The sequence below is a fragment of the Microbacterium sp. zg-Y625 genome (genome assembly GCF_030246925.1).
Taxonomy (GTDB): Bacteria; Actinomycetota; Actinomycetes; order Actinomycetales; family Microbacteriaceae; genus Microbacterium; species Microbacterium jiangjiandongii.
This window is the reverse complement of the sequence record NZ_CP126740.1, coordinates 1804592-1820400: the sequence shown is the minus strand read 5'-3', so window position 1 is coordinate 1820400 and position 15809 is coordinate 1804592. Positions and strand designations below refer to the sequence as shown.

Below are 15809 nucleotides of genomic sequence, written 5' to 3'. Positions count from 1 at the left end.
CAGTCTAGTGGGGGGACCGGGACCCGCTCTCGGCCATGACGGACGCACCCTCGTCCTCGACGACGGAGGCATCAGCGCCACGTGGCGAGCCCCCGACGAACCAGTACCCGAGGCCGACGACCACGGCGCCGCCGATCAGGTTGCCGGCGCCCACCCAGAGCATGTTGCCGCCGAAGCCGGCCCATGTCGCGGCGTCGACGCCGGTCATGAGTCCCAGTGCGTAAGTCGTCATGTTGGCGACCACGTGCTCGTATCCCGAGGCCACGAAGGCGAGGATCGCGAACGCGATCACGGCGATCTTCGGCCCGTCGGAGGTGAGGCGCGCGCACATCCAGATCGCCAGACACACCAGCACGTTGCAGAGGATGCCGCGAAGGAACAGCTCGTGCGGCAGCTCCGCGGACTTCGCGGTCAGCATGTCGGTCAGCATTCTCTCGGCGCCCGAGCTGGAGTGCAGCAGCCCGGCACCCGCGACCGCGGCGGCGAAGAGGGCGGCGCCGCCCAGGTTGGCGACGAAGGTGACGCCCAAAGCTGCGGCGGCCCGCGCGGGCCGGACCGCGCGCATTGCGACGCCCTGGGTGAGGGTCATCATGCTGGAGGTCACGAGCTCGCCGCCGGCGAAGACCACCAGGGTCAGGGCGGCGGCGAACACGAGCCCGCCGACGAGCTTGCCGGCGCCGGAGCCGGCGGCGGTGAGGGGGCCGGCGGTGCTCACCATGAGGATGACGCCGATGCCGAGATATGCTCCGGCGAGCATGCCGGAGACCACGAACCGCGCCGGCGCACGGAGTCCGTGCGCCTTGTGCACGGCGGCGTCGCGCTGTACGGCGAGTGCCTGCTCGATGGTCAGCATGTCGTCCCTTCGTGGTCGCCGGCCGGGAGAGGACTCCTCGGGTCGACTACCGATCCTGCCGTGCCGAACGCCGTGCGCGCACCCGCGATCGCCGGAGAAAACCGCGAGGCGCGCGCATGCCCTTCTACCAGCGGACGCGCTGGCTGTGCAGACCTCCCCACGTGGGCGTGAGCTCGGTGGTCCACACGCACTGCTCGGGGGCGACCAGGCCCCAGCCGCACGTCTTCAGTGCCAGGGTGAGTTCGGAGTCCTCGATGATCGCCGCGCGGTCGTAGACGTCGCCCCGCTGCCCGGGAAGCGTCGCCCCGCGCTGGCCGGCGACGTCGCGGAGCGCGGCGGTGCGGAACATCGACGCCGTGCCGGTGACGACGCTCACCCGTCCGGTCGCCCGGATGTGGGTGCCGTAGCGCACGTGATCGTCGGCCTGGAACTGCTGCAGCATCCGCCCCGGCTGCTCGCTGACGACCAGCCCGCTGACGGCTCCGAGCGCGTCGTCCGCGGTGAGCGTCCTCAGGGCCGCGTCGATGAACTCCGGAGCGAGCCGGGTGTCGGCATCGAGGACCAGCACGAACCGGGGCGCGGCGCCCCCCAGGGATGCCAGCGCCTGGTTGAGTGCTCCGGCCTTGCGGTCTCTATTGCCCTCGGTGACCATGACGTCGGCGCCGTGGGCGGCGGCGATGGGCCCGGTCGCGTCGGTGCAGTTGTCCGCCACGACGATGAAGCGGCGCGGTACTGCAGTCTGCCAGGCGAGTGCGTCCAACGTGCCGGCGATGGCGTCCGCTTCGTTGTGGGCAGGGATGATGACGGCCAGCTCGCAGGCGCGCACCACGCGCCGCGCGGGCGCGGGCGCGGGCGCGGAACGCACGATCGCGTCCATGACGGCATCACTCCTTCCGCCGGGTATCCGGCGCTCGGTGGGCCGTCGGAAGCGGACGGTCACGCGGCGGCACCAGGTCGCGCCTGCCGGTCATCCATTTCAGGCGGCGGGGGCGGTCGCACAGGCGGCGGGTTCACGCGATCGGTACGCCGGCAGGCAGGAAGGAGCACCGGGGTGGCTCGGGCTGAGCACCGGCACGCCCGAGCGTGAGTACCGCCCGTGAGCTCGCCGAGCGGCGAGGCGGGGCAGGCTCGGTCGCCGTGTCAGACCAGCCCGGCGAGCTCCTCGCGGGTGTTCACACCGAGCTTGCGGAAGATGCGGTACAGGTGGTTGTCGATGGTGCGCTCGCTCACGACGAGCTTCTCGGCGACGTCTCGGTTGGTGCCGCCGGCGGCGATGAGGCGCGCTACCTCCCGCTCGCGCGGGGTCAGCACGGTGGCGGGGTCGAAGCGCGCCGACAGCAGCAGCGAGAGGTCGTCGCCGGCAGCCTGCACTGCGCGACGCAGGCGCTGCGATTCGCGTGCGGCATCGTCGGCGCGGCCGGCGTCGCGGAGCCGGCGGATCGCCATCGCGTGCGCGCGGGTGCCGTACAGCCCGAGGTCCTGCTCACGCAGGGTGCCCGCCGCGGCGAGGAGTTGGTCCGGCGACTGCGCGACCGCGCCTTCGAGGAATGCGCCCAGCGCGGGCAGCAGCGTGCCCTGAGCGGAGTACGCCACCTGCGTGAGCCGCGCGGTCGCCTCGAGGTCGACGTGCAGGTCGATCAGGCGCACGCCGTCGAACACCGCTGCCAGCAGGTGCCCCTCGTCGATGAGGTGTCCGGTGCGTTCCCACGCCGCGCGCGTCGCCTCCGCGGGGGGCACACCCCGTGCGACGGCCAGCGCGGCGGCGGACACGTCGGCGCCTATGAGGGGGAAGGGGCCGCCGCTGAGCTCAAGGTCTTCGACCTGCGCGACCATGGCGCGCGCACTCGGAAGGTTGGCCTCCCAGAGCGAGAGGGCCGCGCTGATGGACAGCAGGCCTGCGCGCGAGTCGGGCACCAGGACGGCCGGGGCGTTGACCGCGAACATGCTCGTCAGGTGGTCGCGCAGCGTGCCCAGTCGGCCCTGCAGGAGCAGCCCCAGGGCCACGACGTAGCCGTGCGGCTCGATGCGCGTGCGATCCAGCGTGCCGCGCGCCAGGTCGAGTTCGCGCTGCGAGCGGCGCACGGCGCCCTCGATGTCGCCGTCGCAGAGTTGCGCGAGGGAAGGGATGGAGTAAGGGTCACGCCGCAGCGGATCCGTCGGCGAGAGATCGGCGAAGTCGGCGAGGGCGTCGGAGGTTCGAGCGCCGCTGAGCAGCACCTCGCCGCGGACCAGCCGCACCACGTCGACGGCATGCGAGCGTGGCAGGCTGAGCGAGGGGCTCGGGCGGGAGAGCCTGTGCACCTCGTCGATCTCGGCCGCGGTGGGATAGGGCGGCAGCTCGGCGGGGCCGATGCCCGTGACGACCAGACGAATGTGCTGCTCTATGGCGTTGAGCACTGTCACGGCCACCGGGATCTCGCGTCGGGTCCTGTCGAGCAGCGCCATAGCGCCGTGCGGATCGTGGCGGACGAGGGCGCGATAGATGATCTCCCAGATGCGCAGCCGCACGGTGTCGCGATCGGGCGGCAGCGCCGTGTTGTCGACGGCACTGAGCACGGCGTCGACCTGCTGCGGTCCGGCGGCGTCGTCTACCAGAGCCTGGAGGTGGGCGACCGCCGTCACTGCCGTCGGCTTCTCCTGCCAGTCCTCGCGCGTGATCGCGACGCGACGGGCGGCGTCCTCGCGCAGCACGCGTCCGAGGATCGCGGCGGCCTCCGGCGACGACGACCAGCCCAGCGGCGCGTGGAGCGCAGGTCGTTCGCTTTCCGGGCGGCGCGTCGGCGTCTCCGGCGCGGCGGCGCGGCCCGTGGCGACGAGCTCGGCGGCCTGCCTGCCGCGCGCACTGCGGGCACGATGACGCAGGTGGTCTTCCAGCACCGGGGGGAACAGGGCCACGAGGGAGCCGGCATCGGCATCGACGAACCGGACCAGCCCGCGATCATCGAGGGCGGTCACGACCGACCACGGCAGCGCCTGTCGCACCGTCTCGGGGCTGCTGGGGCCGAGTTCGGCGAGGATCCAGCATCCGTCACGCTCGGCCTCGGTCAGGCCGTCGGCGAACCGCGAGAGGGTCACCGCCAGAGCAGGGCTCCACAGGTCCCGTTCTGCCGACCACTGCGCCCCGCGCCGCACCAGCCTGCCGGCCCGGCGGGCTTCGACGGCGATGGAGCGGGCGATGCCCGGCAGTCCGCCCGAAAGCGCATAGATGCGGCCGGCGGCGTCGGTGTTCACGCTGCCACCCAGGGCGTCCGAGATGAGTCGATGGATGTCCTCGAAGGGGAGGGCCGGCATCCACAGTGCGGTGGTCTCGCGCCGCGACAGCGCGGCCTCGATGCGTGTGTACCCGGGGAAGGGCGGGCGTATGGATGCGACGGCGGTGAGGTCCCCGATGCCGATCGCGGCGGCGACTGCTGACGTCGACGCCTCATCGAGCTGATCGGCCTGCTCGATCAGGAGCAGCGCGGGGCGCTCCGCGCTCAGGGAGGCCAGGGCCTGTGTCGCTGCGGCGAGGGCGGCGGTCGCGGCGGGCGCAGGCGGGGCGAAACCCGAGAGGGCCAGGGACTCGAGCGGAGGCCCGTCGGCGTGGAAGCCGGTGACCGAGGCGATCGTCCAGTCCTCATCCGCGAAGCGCACCCGCAACCGGGCCATCGCGTCGCGGCGCCCCGACCCCGGCAGGCCCACGAGCACGACGCACGTGCGCGCGTGCACCGCTTCGCTGATCGTGTCGATCAGCTGGGCGCGCGTGTCCGGGGACGGCATGGCTCCACTATGGTCGGCGCCCCTCGGCCCCGCCAGAGGCGGGTCAGCGCTCGCACGCCCAGCCGTCGCCGTCACCGTCGCGGTACCAGTCGTACTCGGGATCGACGGTGGCCTCGTATTCGCCGTAGCCGTGGGCGTTGGCCTCGCGGCAGCTGTCGAACCGCGGGTCGGTCCCGTCGCCCACGGCCTCGCCCACGGCCTCGCCTGCCGGGGGCTCGACGGGCTCCGCCGCCGGGGTGGGGGCGGTGGGCATCGCGTGCGCGGTGTCGAGCGCGATGTACTCCTCTTCGAGCGGGTGCCCGTCGTAGCCATCGCGGCTGTCGTATCGGGCCGTCGCCCATCCGGTCTGCAGCATGTGGGCGCCCGCGTCACGGCCGTCGACCCGCACGTAGCGGAGCAGCCGCCCGTACCGGTCGGTGTCGTCGTTGCCGGTGACGGCGACCAGGGTCACCGGGCCGGCGGACAGAAAGGCGCCGAGCTCGGCCCCGGCATCCGCAAAGCCCACCTCGCCCCGCTCCGGGGTATCGATGCCGATCAGGCGCACCTTGCCCGCCGTGGTGTCGATGGTGTCGCCGTCGGTGATGGCCAGCACGTCCACGGCCTGCGCGGCGGAGGCCTCCGCGCCGGGCCGATCCGCGCGCAGTCCTTCGGCCGAGAGCGACAGGCCGATGACCACGAGGGCCGCGATGAGGAGCAGGACGAGCGGCACCCATACTCGGGCGCGCGGACGGCGTCGGGCGGTGGCGCCGCGCATGGGCTCTCCTGTGACGTGTGGGGAAGGTGCGTCTCCCCGGTGGGCGACGTTCTCGGCGGACTCGTTACGGCTTGCGCACATGCACGAGCTGCCACCCTTCGGGGACCTGCGCCTTCAGAGCGGGCATGTCGTCGGCCTCGATCTCGCGCCCGCCGTCGCGGCGCACGATCGTGGCGACGGCGGTGACCGTGATCGTGCCCTTGGTCATGCGCACCGGCGCATCGCTCAGCTGCCAGCCCGTCGGCATCTGCGCCGCGAGCTTCTCGTGGATCTCGGCGAGGGACTGCGCCTCGACGGTGATCTCGCGGGACTCGACGGGGCGGATGGAACCGATCAGCATGTCTTCCAGCGTAGGCGGAGCCGCGGACACCTCCCGCGCTCAGCTCACCGCGCGCACCAACGAAGCGAGGGCCACGTGCACCGGCTCGCGCCGCCCGCACTGTGGATAACTCGGCGCACCACCGGCGGGCCGTTGCGAGGATGCATCGGGTGAGCCTGGCCTACGCGTCGACCGGAGCCGCCCACATCGCGGCGGGGGTCACCGAGCGCGTGCGCGAGCGGCTGCGCGCCGAGCCCGTCGATGCCGCCCGCATCGCTGAGGTGGCTACGGAGATCGCGCGGGCCGAGGTGCGCCGTCACAACGACTTCGCCCTTGCGCGCGGGCTGGCCCCCGTCGATGACGAGGGCGCGTGCGTGCGAGAGGTGCTCGCGGCGGTCACCGGCTATGGGCCGCTGCAGCCGTATCTCGAGGACCCGACGGTGGAAGAAGTCTGGATCAACGCGCCGGACCGCATCTTCATCGCCCGGGCGGGGCGCAGCGAACGGCTGCCCCTGACGTTGACGGATTCCGCCGTACGGGACCTCGTGGAGAGGATGCTGCATGCCAGCGGTCGCCGCGTGGACCTCAGCCAGCCGTTCGTCGACGCATCGCTTCCCGACGGGTCGCGCCTGCACGTGGTGATCCCCGACATCACGCGCAGGCACTGGTCGGTGAACATCCGCCGGTTCCTCCCGATGTTCCGCGACCTCGACCGGCTCGTCGCCGCGGGCTCGCTCACCCTGCGGGCCGCCGACATGCTGCGCGGGGCGATGGCAGCCGGCCGCAGCGTGCTCATCTCGGGAGCGACCCACAGCGGCAAGACGACGCTCCTCGGCGCGCTCATCGCCGCGTGCCCGCCGGAACACCGCATCGTGACGGTGGAGGAGACCTTCGAACTCGCCGTCGACGCCGAGGACCTCGTTGCCCTGCAAGGGCGGCAGCCGAGCCTCGAGGGAACGGGCGAGGTGACGCTGCGGCGCCTGGTCAAGGAGGCGCTGCGCATGCGCCCCGACAGGCTGATCGTCGGCGAAGTGCGTGACGCCGAGGCACTGGACCTGCTGCTGGCCCTGAACACGGGGGTGCCCTGGGCCGCCAGCATCCACGCCAACTCGGCGCAGCAGGCGCTGGCGAAGCTCGCCGCGCTGCCGCTGCTGGCAGGCCGCAACATCGACCCGGGGTTCGTGGTGCCCGCCGTCGCGGCATCCGTCCATCTCGTCGTGCACTGCGAGAAGGATGCCACCGGGCACCGCCGCGTGGCGGAGATCATCGCGCCCACCGGACGGGTGCATGACGGGGTCGTCGAGGCGCGGTCCCTGTACCGGGCAGGCGTCGGATGACGTTCGTCTGGGGTGGCGTGCTGGCGGCCGGGCTGCTGCTGGCGCTGTCCCCGTGGCTGTGGCCGGCGGGGGCGAGGGCGAACCTTCCGCGGCCGGCCGCGGAAGGCCGGCTCGACCGCCTGCTGGCGGCAGCGGGGTTCGCACATCTGGGGCCGCGCGTTCTGGGGCTGGTCACCGTGTTCCTGGCGCTTGCGGCGGCCGCCGTCGCGTGGCTCGTGACGGCCCTCCCCGCGCTTGCGCTGGTCGCGGGCGCGGCCGGTGCAGCGGCACCCGTGGTGTGGCTGCGTTCGCGGGCGGCGGGGCGTCGACGCAGCCGCCGGGCGCTCTGGCCCGATGTCTGCGACCTCTTGATCGCCTCGGTGCGCGCCGGCATGTCGCTGCCGGATGCCGTGTCGAGCCTGGCGCAGTCGGCGCCCGGCGAACTGCGCCCGGCATTCGTCGTCTTCGCCCGGGACCTGAACGCGTCGGGTCACTTCGACTCCGCCGCTCTCCGGTTGAAGCACACCCTGGCCGACCCTGCGGCGGACCGCATCATCGAGACGCTGCGCATGACCCGGCACGTGGGCGGTACCGAGCTGCCGACCGTGCTGCGCTCGCTGTCTGCGTCGGTGCGGGCAGACGCCGCGCTGCGCGCGGAGGTCGAGGCGCGGCAGTCGTGGATCCGCGGCGCCGCCGCACTGGGGGTCATCGCCCCGTGGGTGATCCTGGCGCTTCTCGCCCTGCGCCCGGAGGGTGCGCGCGCGTACGGCAGCCCGGAAGGTGTCGTGGTCGTGCTGGTGGGTGCCGCGGTGTCGGTGATCGCGTTCCGCATCATGGTGCGGATCGGCCGGCTGCCCGAGCCGCGGCGGTGGTTCGCGTGAGCGGCCTGACCGAGCTCGCCCTCGCGGTCGTGCTCGGCGGGGGCCTGGCCCTGGGCTTGTCTCTCCTCGTGATGCGGCTGCCGGCCTGGCGAGGGGCCCGCTTGGCCGATCGGCTTGCTCCGTACCTGCGCGACACCGCTGACCCGCTCGGGCTCACCCCGCTGGCGGCGCCCGCCCTCCACGTCGGGGCTGCCTGGCGCGCGTGGCGCGATGCGCTCGCCCGGGCGCTGGGCGGCTCGGCGGTGATCTCGCGGCGCCTGCGGCAGGCGGGATGGCAGATGGATGCCGCACGCTTCCGCGCCCGCCAGCTGGGCTGGACGCTGGGCGGGCTCATCGCCGGGGCCCTGGTCGTCGTCGCGCTCGCGGTGGCCGGCAGGTTCTCGGGTGGGTCGATACTGCTGCCGCCGATCGCGGCGGTCGCAGGCGCCGTCGTGTGCGACATGCGGTTGACGAGCGCGGCGCGTGCTCGCGTCACGCGGGCGCAGGAGGAGCTGCCGACGGTGCTGGAGTTCCTCTCCCTGTGTCTCGCCGCGGGGGAGGGGGTGCTCGACGCGCTCCGCCGCGTGGCGGACGTCGGGTCGGGCGAGCTGCCGGCCGAGCTTCGCCGGGTCGTGCTGGCCGTGGGCACCGGGTCGCCCCTGCCCGACGCGCTGACGACCCTGTCGCGGGACCTCGACATCCCGGCACTGACCCGCACGGTCGACCACCTCGTGGCGGCGCTCGATCGGGGAGCGCCACTCGCCCAGGTGCTGCAGGCCCAGGCCACCGACACCAGGGAAGATGCCAAGCGGGTGCTCATCGAGCAGGCCGGCCGCAAGGAGATCCTGATGCTCCTGCCGCTGGTGTTCCTCATCTTGCCGCTCTCGGTGCTCTTCGCGATCTTTCCCGGTGTGTTCATGCTTCGAGTCGGGTTCGGGTGACCGCGTGCGGTCGGAAGGGAGCGGTGATGTTCCGCGATCAGAGGGAGATGGTGGCAGTGCGGCTGCGTACCGCGTGGGGTGGCGGCCTGCGCGACGACGAGCGGGGGGACGTGCCGGGATGGGTGCTGGTGACGCTGATGACGGCGGGTCTGGTGGTGGTGATCTGGGCCGTCGCCGGGCCCGCGCTGGCGGGCCTTTTCGAGCAGGCGATCCAGAGCGTCAGCGGACTCTGACGCTCGGGGACGACACGGGGTCGGGCCCGGTCGAGTTCGTGCTGGTCGGAGCCTTGCTGACCCTGCTGACCCTCGGTGTGCTGCAGTTCGGCCTGGCGGTGTACGTGCGCAACGTCGTGCACGACGCGGCCGTTGAGGGGGCGTTCCATGCGGCGCTCGCCGATACCGCGCTGCACGAGGGTGCCGATCGCACCCGCACGATCATCGTCCGCACGGTGGGCGGGCAGTTCGCTGAGTCCGTGGCCGTTGCCGAGACGACGCACCTCGGCCACCCGGCGGTGCGGGTGACGGTGCGGGCGACGCTTCCGCTGGTGGGGCTGCTGGGTCCGCCAGAGGTCTTGGAGGTGAGCGCGCATGCCCCGGTGGAGAGCCTCGGATGACGGCGCGGCCGGAGACGACGAGGGCGCCGCCGCGCTGGAGTTCATCCTCGTCGGTGTGATCCTGCTCGTGCCGCTCGTCTACCTGATCGTCGCGCTGGGCGCCGTGCAGGGGCAGACACTGGGGGTCGAGTCCGGTGCGCGTCACATCGCGCGCGCGGTGGCGACGGCTCCGGATGCCGCGACCGCCGCCGCCCGCACCGATGCCATCCTCGCCTCGGTGGTCGACGAGTACGGTCTGGCGCCGGATGCCGTCGAGGTCGCGATCAGTTGCACGCCGGCCGGCGCTGCGTGCCCCGCCTCCGGCGCGACCCTCCGGGTGACGGTCGCGACGCGCGTGACGCTGCCGCTCGTGCCATCGGTCCTCGGGCTTGAGAGCATCGCCAGCGTGCCTGTCGAAGCAGCATCCGTGCAGAAGGTTTCCCGATTCTGGGGTGGCGGGTGAACCGGGTCCGGCCGGCGCGGCAGCAGCTCGCCGGGGATGACGACGGCAGCATTCTGCTGCTGTCACTGGGGTACGCCGCGCTCGCGCTGGTGCTGATCCTCGTGTGCGTGGATGCCACCAGCCTGCACATCGCCCACAAGCGGCTGGATGGGCTCGCGGATGCCGCCGCGCTCGCCGGAGCGGACGGGTTCACCCTCTCCGTCGTCGCGGGAGAACCGTCCGCCGAGCTCACCGACGGGGGCGTCCGCCAGCAAGCCGCCTCCATCGTCGAAGCGGTCGGCACTGCGACGCTCGTGTCGGCGGCCACTCCCGACGGCGTCTCGGCGCGGGTGACGGTCGCCACGGTGTGGCATCCGCCGATCATGACACTGTTCGTTCCCGACGGCGTGCCGCTGGAGGCGACGGCGACCAGCCGCAACGCGCTGCGCTGAACGCGGCTCGCCGGGGCGGGCCGATGCATCGATCTGTCAGTGTCTCCCGATTTCGCATGTGAGTTCCCGCTCACACACCATTGGGTGCTGGGCCCACGGCGCACGCCATGGCCCGTGTGAGCGGGAACTCACATGCACGGGAGAGCGGGCGTCCGAGCTCCCTCCGGACACGGCTGTGTGAGCGGGAACTCACACGGCCGAAAGAGGAAGTGTCTACGGAGACGAGGGCCGGGCCCCAATGACACTTCCGAGATGACCCCGCGACGGGGCGCCCGGCATCGTCAGAACGCGACCTCGATGGTCTCGTTCGATTCGATCACCTCGCGCACGGCATCGCTCGTGAAGGCCCTGGTCAGCGCGGCCGTCGCCTCCGAGGACGCATCGTCGCCCCCGACCACGAGGTTCAGCGCGAAGGTCTCGTCGAGCTCGGTGAGAAGGCCGTCATCCTGCGGGTTCAATCCGAGCGCCGCGATGTGCGACGGCCACTGGAACACGAGATCCGCTTCTTCGTACGCGGCGTTGAGTGAACTGATCGGCACCTGCAGGAACTCGACCTGCTTCGGGTTCTCGACGATGTCGTCCACGGTCGCGTCATAGGGGTCGACGGCGGGATCGAGCGTCACGATGCCCTCGGCCGCGAGCAGCTTCAGGGCGCGCCCGGTATTGGACGGATCGTCGGGGATCGCAATCGTGGCGCCGGCGGGGAGGTCGGCGATGTCGGTCAGCGACTTCGAGTAGAACGCGATCACGAAGTTGTACACCGGCTGCACCGCGACGAGCGAGCCGTTGTTGCCCTCGTTGAAGGACTGCATGTACGGCTCGTGCTGGGAGAAGTTGGCGTAGACGTCACCGTCGTTGAGGATCGTGTTGGCCGTGATGTAGTCGGCGACCTCGACGAGTTCGATCTCGTACCCGTCTTCGATGGCTTCGGCGGCCGCCTCGACGACGTCGGTCATCGGGGATGTCACGGCGGCGACCTGGAGCGTCACCGGGGCGGTGACTTCGCCCCCATCGTCGCCCGCATCGGCGCCGGCACCGGCGGCGCAGCCGGCGAGCACCGCGACCGCTCCCACTGCTATGGCGACGACGCTGAACCGAGAGGCTCTCATGGTTTCCTTCTTTCCTGGGGTGGCGTGGGTCGGTGCTCGCGGTATCAGCGGTGATCCAGTCGGACCGAGGTGCGGTTTCCGATCGCCTGGATCGTCAGGACGCACACGACGATGATGGCGATGGTGATGTACATGAGGGCGTCGTTGTACTCCTGGTAGCCGTATCGCATCGCGAAGTCGCCGATGCCGCCGCCTCCCACGACGCCGAGCACGGTCGAGTACGACAGCAGGCTGATCGCGGCGGACGTCAACGCGTACACGAGCCCGGGGCGCGCCTCCGGCAGCAGCACGAGGAACACCGCCCGCGGCACGGTGGCCCCCATCGCCTGGGCGACGCGCGAGATGCCGGGCGGGATCTCGCGCAGGATCTGCTCGACCAGGCGCGCATAGATCGCGACCGCCACGAAGCACAGGGGGAGGGTGCTCGCCTGCGTGCCGAAGCTGGTTCCGATCACGGCGCGCGTGAACGGGATGAGGAACACCACCAGCAGCAGGAACGGGAAGGAGCGGACGATGTTGATGTACATGTTCGCCACGGACCAGATCGCGCGGTTCTCCGCGATGCCGCCGCGCTGCGTGAGGAACACGACCATCCCGAGCGGTAATCCGATCAGCACCGCCGCGAGGAGGGAGACGACCAGCATGTACCCGGTCTCGCCGAGCGCCTCGAGGATGTCGTCGCCGTACTCGGAGAGGAGTTCGGTGATCTGGTTCACGGCATGAGCTCCCGCTTGACCTGCTCGTGATAGCTCGGCAGCGTGCGGTAGTCGCTCTTGGTCACCGGGAACAGTTCCCGAAGCCGTCCACGCTCCAACAGCGCCGCGCGATCGCAGATCGCCTTGACGACGTCCAGGTCGTGCGTGATCACGACCACGGTGGTGCCGAGCTTGTCCCGGGCATCGGACAGCACCCGGAGGATGTCCGACGTCGTAGAGGCGTCCAGAGACGACGTCGGCTCGTCGGCCAGCAGGAGCGCGGGCCGCGAGACGAGGGCCCGGGCGAGGCCGACGCGTTGCTGCTCCCCACCGCTCAGCTGCGCGGGGTAGTGATCGGCGCGATGCGAGAGCCCGACGAAGGCGAGGATCTCGTCGACCGCCTGACGCTCCTCGGCGCGGCTGACAGCAGTGCCGCCCTGCGCTCGCGCCAGCTGCTGCGGGAGAGCGACATTCTCCCGAACGGTGCGGTTGCTCAGCAGGTGGATGCCTTGGAACACGACACCGATGCCCTGTCGCAGTCCGCGGAGTCCGGTGCGTCGCAGGCCGCCCACGTCGATGCCCTGCACCGTGACCGAGCCCGAGGTCGGCGTGGTCAGTCCGTTGATGAGCTCAAGCAAGGTGGTCTTGCCGGCGCCGCTCTCACCGATGACCCCGAAGATCTCCTCGCGCCGGATGCTGAGGCTCACGTCGTCGAGCGCAGGAAGGTGATCCGCTTTCGCGCCATAGCGCTTGGTCGTGTTGCGGAACTCGACGATCGCGCTGTCGCCCTCCACCATCGCGTCGTTTCGCCTTCCGTGACCCGGGCTGACCGGTGATTGTTTCTAAACCGCGTCCAACTATACGGCCCGCTTGAGGGCGAGGGGCCGCAGGTCGTCCGCCGAGGGACTCCCGAAAGGAGGCGACGCCGTCTCGCCTCAGGTCACCCGGCCGTCTCCTGGGCGGGACACGCGCAGCCAGCGATAGCCGTACGCGGGGAGGGTGAACTCGATACCGCCGCGGTCGTCGAGCGGAAGGCGCTCCGAGTCGAGGATGTCGACCAGCGTCGTCCCTTCCGGCTCGTCCGGGAGAGCGAAGCCCAGCAGGACGGGCACGTCGGTGAAGTTGTGCACCGCGACGGTGCGGCCGACGTCGGCGCGCAGGGAGTGCACGAGCACGCCCGGCGCGTCGTGCGCGATGATCTCCAGCTCACCCCACCCGAGTTCGGGTGAGATGCGGTAGCGGGAGGTCAGGTCGCGGAAGAAGTGCAGCAGCGAGTCGCGGTCTTCGAGCTGGTCGGCGACGTTGACGTGCACGGGGGCGTAGCCGTCGCCGGGTGGCAGAGCAGGAAGGCGGGACGGCGGGGCGCTCGAGAATCCGCCATGACGCTCGGCCGACCACTGCATCGGGGTGCGCACCGCATGCCGCTTGTCGAGGTCGGCGTTCTCGCCCATTCCGATCTCCTCGCCGTAGAAGATCACCGGCGTGCCGGGCAGGGTGAACAGCAGACTGTAGGCCATCCGGATGCGGCGGGGGTCGCCTTCGAGCATCGGCGGCAGCCGACGGGTGATGCCCCGCCCGTACACCCGCTGGCTTTCGTCGGGCGCGAAGGCCTCGAACACCTCCTGCCGCTCTTCGTCGGTGAGCTGGTCGAGCGTGAGCTCGTCGTGGTTGCGCAGGAAGTTCGCCCACTGCGCCTCGACGGGGAGGCTGGGGCGCGACGCGAGCGCGGCCGCGAGGGGCGTCGGATCCTGACGGGCGAGCGACAGGTAGAACTCCTGCATCCCCACGAAATCGAACTGCATCGTCAGTTCTTGGCCGTTGTCGGTGCCGAAGTACGCCGTCTGCTCCTCGTAGGGGAGGTTCACCTCGCCCAGCAGCACCGCTTCGCTCGAGCGCCGCTGCAGGAAGCGGCGGATGTCGCGCAGCATGTCGTGGGGGTCGGCCATCTCGGCGCCCTCGGGCACCTCGAGCAGGAATGGCACGGCATCCACGCGGAATCCCGAGATCCCCAACTGCAGCCAGAATCCGACGGTCTTCGCGATCTCGTCGCGCACCGCGGGATTGGCGATGTTCAGGTCGGGCTGATGCGGGTAGAAGCTGTGCATGTACCACTCACCGGTCGCGTCCTCCCGCGTCCAGATGCCGTCTGCCTCACCGGGGAAGACGGGGTTCTTCTGGCCCGGGGGCGGCGGGTCCGAACGCCACACGTAGAAGTCGCGGTACGGCGACGACGGACTGCGCTTGGCGGATCGGAACCACGGATGCCGGTCGGACGTGTGGTTCACGACGAGGTCCACGATGACGCGCATGCCCCGATCGCGGGCCGTGCGGATCACCTCGACGAGATCGCCGTGGGTGCCGAGGCGCGGGTCGACGCCGTAGAAGTCCGTCACGTCGTAGCCGTCGTCGCGATCGGGCGTCGGGTAGAAGGGCATGAGCCACAGGCACGTGACGCCGAGCTGGGCGAGGTAGTCGATGCGGGATGCCAGTCCCTGCAGATCGCCCACGCCGTCGCCGTTCGAGTCCAGGAACGTCTCGACGTCGAGGCAGTAGATGACGGCGGACTTCCACCACAGGTCGCTCGTGTCGGTGATCCTCACAGCATCTCCTTCAGCCGAGGCAGCAGATGGTCGCGCGCCACGTCGAGGAACGGCGCCTGGTCCTGGCCGACATGGTGCAGGTACACGCGGTCGAAGCCGAGCCGGGCGTGATCGGCGATGCGGTCTGCGAGTTCATCGAGATCGCTCGAGACGAACAGCGCGTCGCGCATCTGCTGGTCGGTGGGTTCGCCGGCAGCGTCGTCGAATTCCTCGGGCTGCTCGAGGTCCCAGATCGCGGGCGCGGTGAGCAGGGCGTGTCGCCACTGATCCCGCGCGATCGCGAGAGCTTCGGCATCCGTCGGGGCCCAGCTGAGGTGCACCTGCAGCAACCGGGGGCCTGTTCCGCCCGCAGCCTCGTAGGCCGAGAGCACCTTCTGCAGCGCCTCCGGCGGCTGGAGTGCGGTGGCCAGGCCCTCCGCCCAGGACGCCGCCCACGCGGCGGTTTCGGGGCTGATGGCAGTGGCGAACAGCGGCGGCGGCGCATCCGGCAGCGACCACAGGCGGGCGTGGTGTGCACGCACCAGGCCGTCGTGGTCGACCTCTTCGCCCGCCAGCAGGCGGCGGATGATCGAGACGCTCTCGGCGAGCCGGGCGTTGCGCTCGGGCTTGGGTGGCCAGGGGTCGCCGGTGACGTGCTCGTTCATCGCCTCGCCGCTGCCGAGCGCGGCCCAGAAGCGCCCCGGGAACATCTCCTCGAGCGTCGCGTACGCCTGCGCGGCGATCACCGGGTGATAGCGCTGTCCTGGGGCGTTGACGAAGCCGATCGAGAAGTCCGTGCGGGCAAGGGCTGCCCCGAGCCAGCTGGGCGCGAAGCCCGATTCGCCCTGGCGCACGCCCCAGGGCGCCAGGTGGTCCGAGCACATCGCGCCGTCGAATCCGGCGGCCTCCGCCGCCACCACGTCGCGCAAGAGCTGACCGGGGGGAATCTGTTCGTGGGATGCATGGAAGCCGAGAAAGACCATGCCCGCGAGTCTTGCGGGTACGCGTGGCCATCCGGAAAGGTTTGCGTTCGCCCCGCGCCGTGCGGTAAGCCGTCACGCTGCGGGCCGAACTCCCGGGGTTTTCGGCGTGTCCGGATTCGCCATGTGAGTTCCCGTTCACACGCCCCCCTTTCGTC

17 protein-coding genes are annotated in these 15809 nt (G+C 71.3%); 7 read left to right on the top strand and 10 right to left on the bottom strand.

Annotated features, from left to right (window positions below):
• Positions 1 to 4: 4 nt before the first annotated feature.
• The 5 genes from QNO14_RS08370 to QNO14_RS08350 form a co-directional block, all read right to left on the bottom strand.
• Complete coding sequence (locus QNO14_RS08370; RefSeq protein WP_257506289.1) at positions 5 to 853, bottom strand: formate/nitrite transporter family protein; 849 nt, start codon at positions 851 to 853, stop codon at positions 5 to 7.
• Between the two features lie 124 nt (positions 854 to 977).
• Positions 978 to 1730: a glycosyltransferase family 2 protein gene (locus QNO14_RS08365; protein WP_257506288.1), complete on the bottom strand. Its 753-nt coding sequence runs from the start codon at positions 1728 to 1730 to the stop codon at positions 978 to 980.
• A gap of 263 nt (positions 1731 to 1993) precedes the next feature.
• Entirely contained in the window at positions 1994 to 4612 is a 2619-nt protein-coding gene (locus tag QNO14_RS08360; protein ID WP_257506287.1) for a helix-turn-helix transcriptional regulator, read from the bottom strand.
• A 43-nt stretch (positions 4613 to 4655) separates the two neighbouring features.
• The gene (locus QNO14_RS08355; protein ID WP_257506286.1) at positions 4656 to 5366 is read right to left on the bottom strand and encodes a thermonuclease family protein; all 711 of its coding nucleotides are present in this window, start codon (positions 5364 to 5366) and stop codon (positions 4656 to 4658) included.
• Positions 5367 to 5430: 64 nt separating this feature from the next.
• Positions 5431 to 5706, bottom strand: a complete 276-nt coding sequence (locus QNO14_RS08350) for a hypothetical protein (RefSeq protein WP_257493195.1) — start codon at positions 5704 to 5706, stop codon at positions 5431 to 5433.
• 149 nt (positions 5707 to 5855) lie between these two features.
• On the opposite strand from QNO14_RS08350, the gene QNO14_RS08345 reads away from it, so the two are divergent.
• Genes QNO14_RS08345 through QNO14_RS08315 form a run of 7 tightly spaced genes read left to right on the top strand, consistent with a single transcriptional unit; the run spans position 5856 to position 10288 of the window.
• Positions 5856 to 7022, top strand: a complete 1167-nt coding sequence (locus QNO14_RS08345) for a TadA family conjugal transfer-associated ATPase (RefSeq protein ID WP_257506285.1) — start codon at positions 5856 to 5858, stop codon at positions 7020 to 7022.
• Positions 7019 to 7882 carry a type II secretion system F family protein gene (locus QNO14_RS08340; RefSeq protein WP_257506284.1) on the top strand — a complete coding sequence of 288 codons (864 nt, stop codon included), beginning with the start codon at positions 7019 to 7021 and terminating at the stop codon, positions 7880 to 7882. Before QNO14_RS08345 ends, QNO14_RS08340 begins: the two co-directional genes overlap by 4 nt.
• Positions 7879 to 8802 carry a type II secretion system F family protein gene (locus QNO14_RS08335; RefSeq protein ID WP_257493198.1) on the top strand — a complete coding sequence of 308 codons (924 nt, stop codon included), beginning with the start codon at positions 7879 to 7881 and terminating at the stop codon, positions 8800 to 8802. Before QNO14_RS08340 ends, QNO14_RS08335 begins: the two co-directional genes overlap by 4 nt.
• A gap of 47 nt (positions 8803 to 8849) precedes the next feature.
• Positions 8850 to 9035 carry a hypothetical protein gene (locus QNO14_RS08330; protein ID WP_257493427.1) on the top strand — a complete coding sequence of 62 codons (186 nt, stop codon included), beginning with the start codon at positions 8850 to 8852 and terminating at the stop codon, positions 9033 to 9035.
• On the top strand, positions 9032 to 9415 hold the full coding sequence (locus QNO14_RS08325; protein ID WP_257506334.1) for a TadE/TadG family type IV pilus assembly protein: 384 nt from the start codon (positions 9032 to 9034) through the stop codon (positions 9413 to 9415). Before QNO14_RS08330 ends, QNO14_RS08325 begins: the two co-directional genes overlap by 4 nt.
• Entirely contained in the window at positions 9390 to 9857 is a 468-nt protein-coding gene (locus QNO14_RS08320; RefSeq protein WP_257506283.1) for a TadE family protein, read from the top strand. The genes QNO14_RS08325 and QNO14_RS08320 overlap by 26 nt, the downstream gene beginning before the upstream one ends.
• Positions 9854 to 10288: a pilus assembly protein TadG-related protein gene (locus QNO14_RS08315; protein ID WP_257506282.1), complete on the top strand. Its 435-nt coding sequence runs from the start codon at positions 9854 to 9856 to the stop codon at positions 10286 to 10288. Before QNO14_RS08320 ends, QNO14_RS08315 begins: the two co-directional genes overlap by 4 nt.
• Before the next feature lie 281 nt (positions 10289 to 10569).
• Here the strand turns inward: QNO14_RS08315 and QNO14_RS08310 are convergent, their stop codons facing one another.
• The 5 genes from QNO14_RS08310 to QNO14_RS08290 form a co-directional block, all read right to left on the bottom strand.
• Positions 10570 to 11397, bottom strand: a complete 828-nt coding sequence (locus QNO14_RS08310; RefSeq protein ID WP_257506281.1) for a MetQ/NlpA family ABC transporter substrate-binding protein — start codon at positions 11395 to 11397, stop codon at positions 10570 to 10572.
• Between the two features lie 44 nt (positions 11398 to 11441).
• Positions 11442 to 12113, bottom strand: a complete 672-nt coding sequence (locus QNO14_RS08305; protein ID WP_257493202.1) for a methionine ABC transporter permease — start codon at positions 12111 to 12113, stop codon at positions 11442 to 11444.
• Positions 12110 to 12889, bottom strand: a complete 780-nt coding sequence (locus QNO14_RS08300) for a methionine ABC transporter ATP-binding protein (RefSeq protein ID WP_257506280.1) — start codon at positions 12887 to 12889, stop codon at positions 12110 to 12112. Before QNO14_RS08300 ends, QNO14_RS08305 begins: the two co-directional genes overlap by 4 nt.
• Before the next feature lie 138 nt (positions 12890 to 13027).
• Complete coding sequence (locus QNO14_RS08295) at positions 13028 to 14692, bottom strand: alpha-amylase family protein (protein WP_257493204.1); 1665 nt, start codon at positions 14690 to 14692, stop codon at positions 13028 to 13030.
• On the bottom strand, positions 14689 to 15654 hold the full coding sequence (locus QNO14_RS08290; RefSeq protein ID WP_257506279.1) for a TIGR03885 family FMN-dependent LLM class oxidoreductase: 966 nt from the start codon (positions 15652 to 15654) through the stop codon (positions 14689 to 14691). The genes QNO14_RS08295 and QNO14_RS08290 overlap by 4 nt, the downstream gene beginning before the upstream one ends.
• Positions 15655 to 15809: the final 155 nt, after the last annotated feature.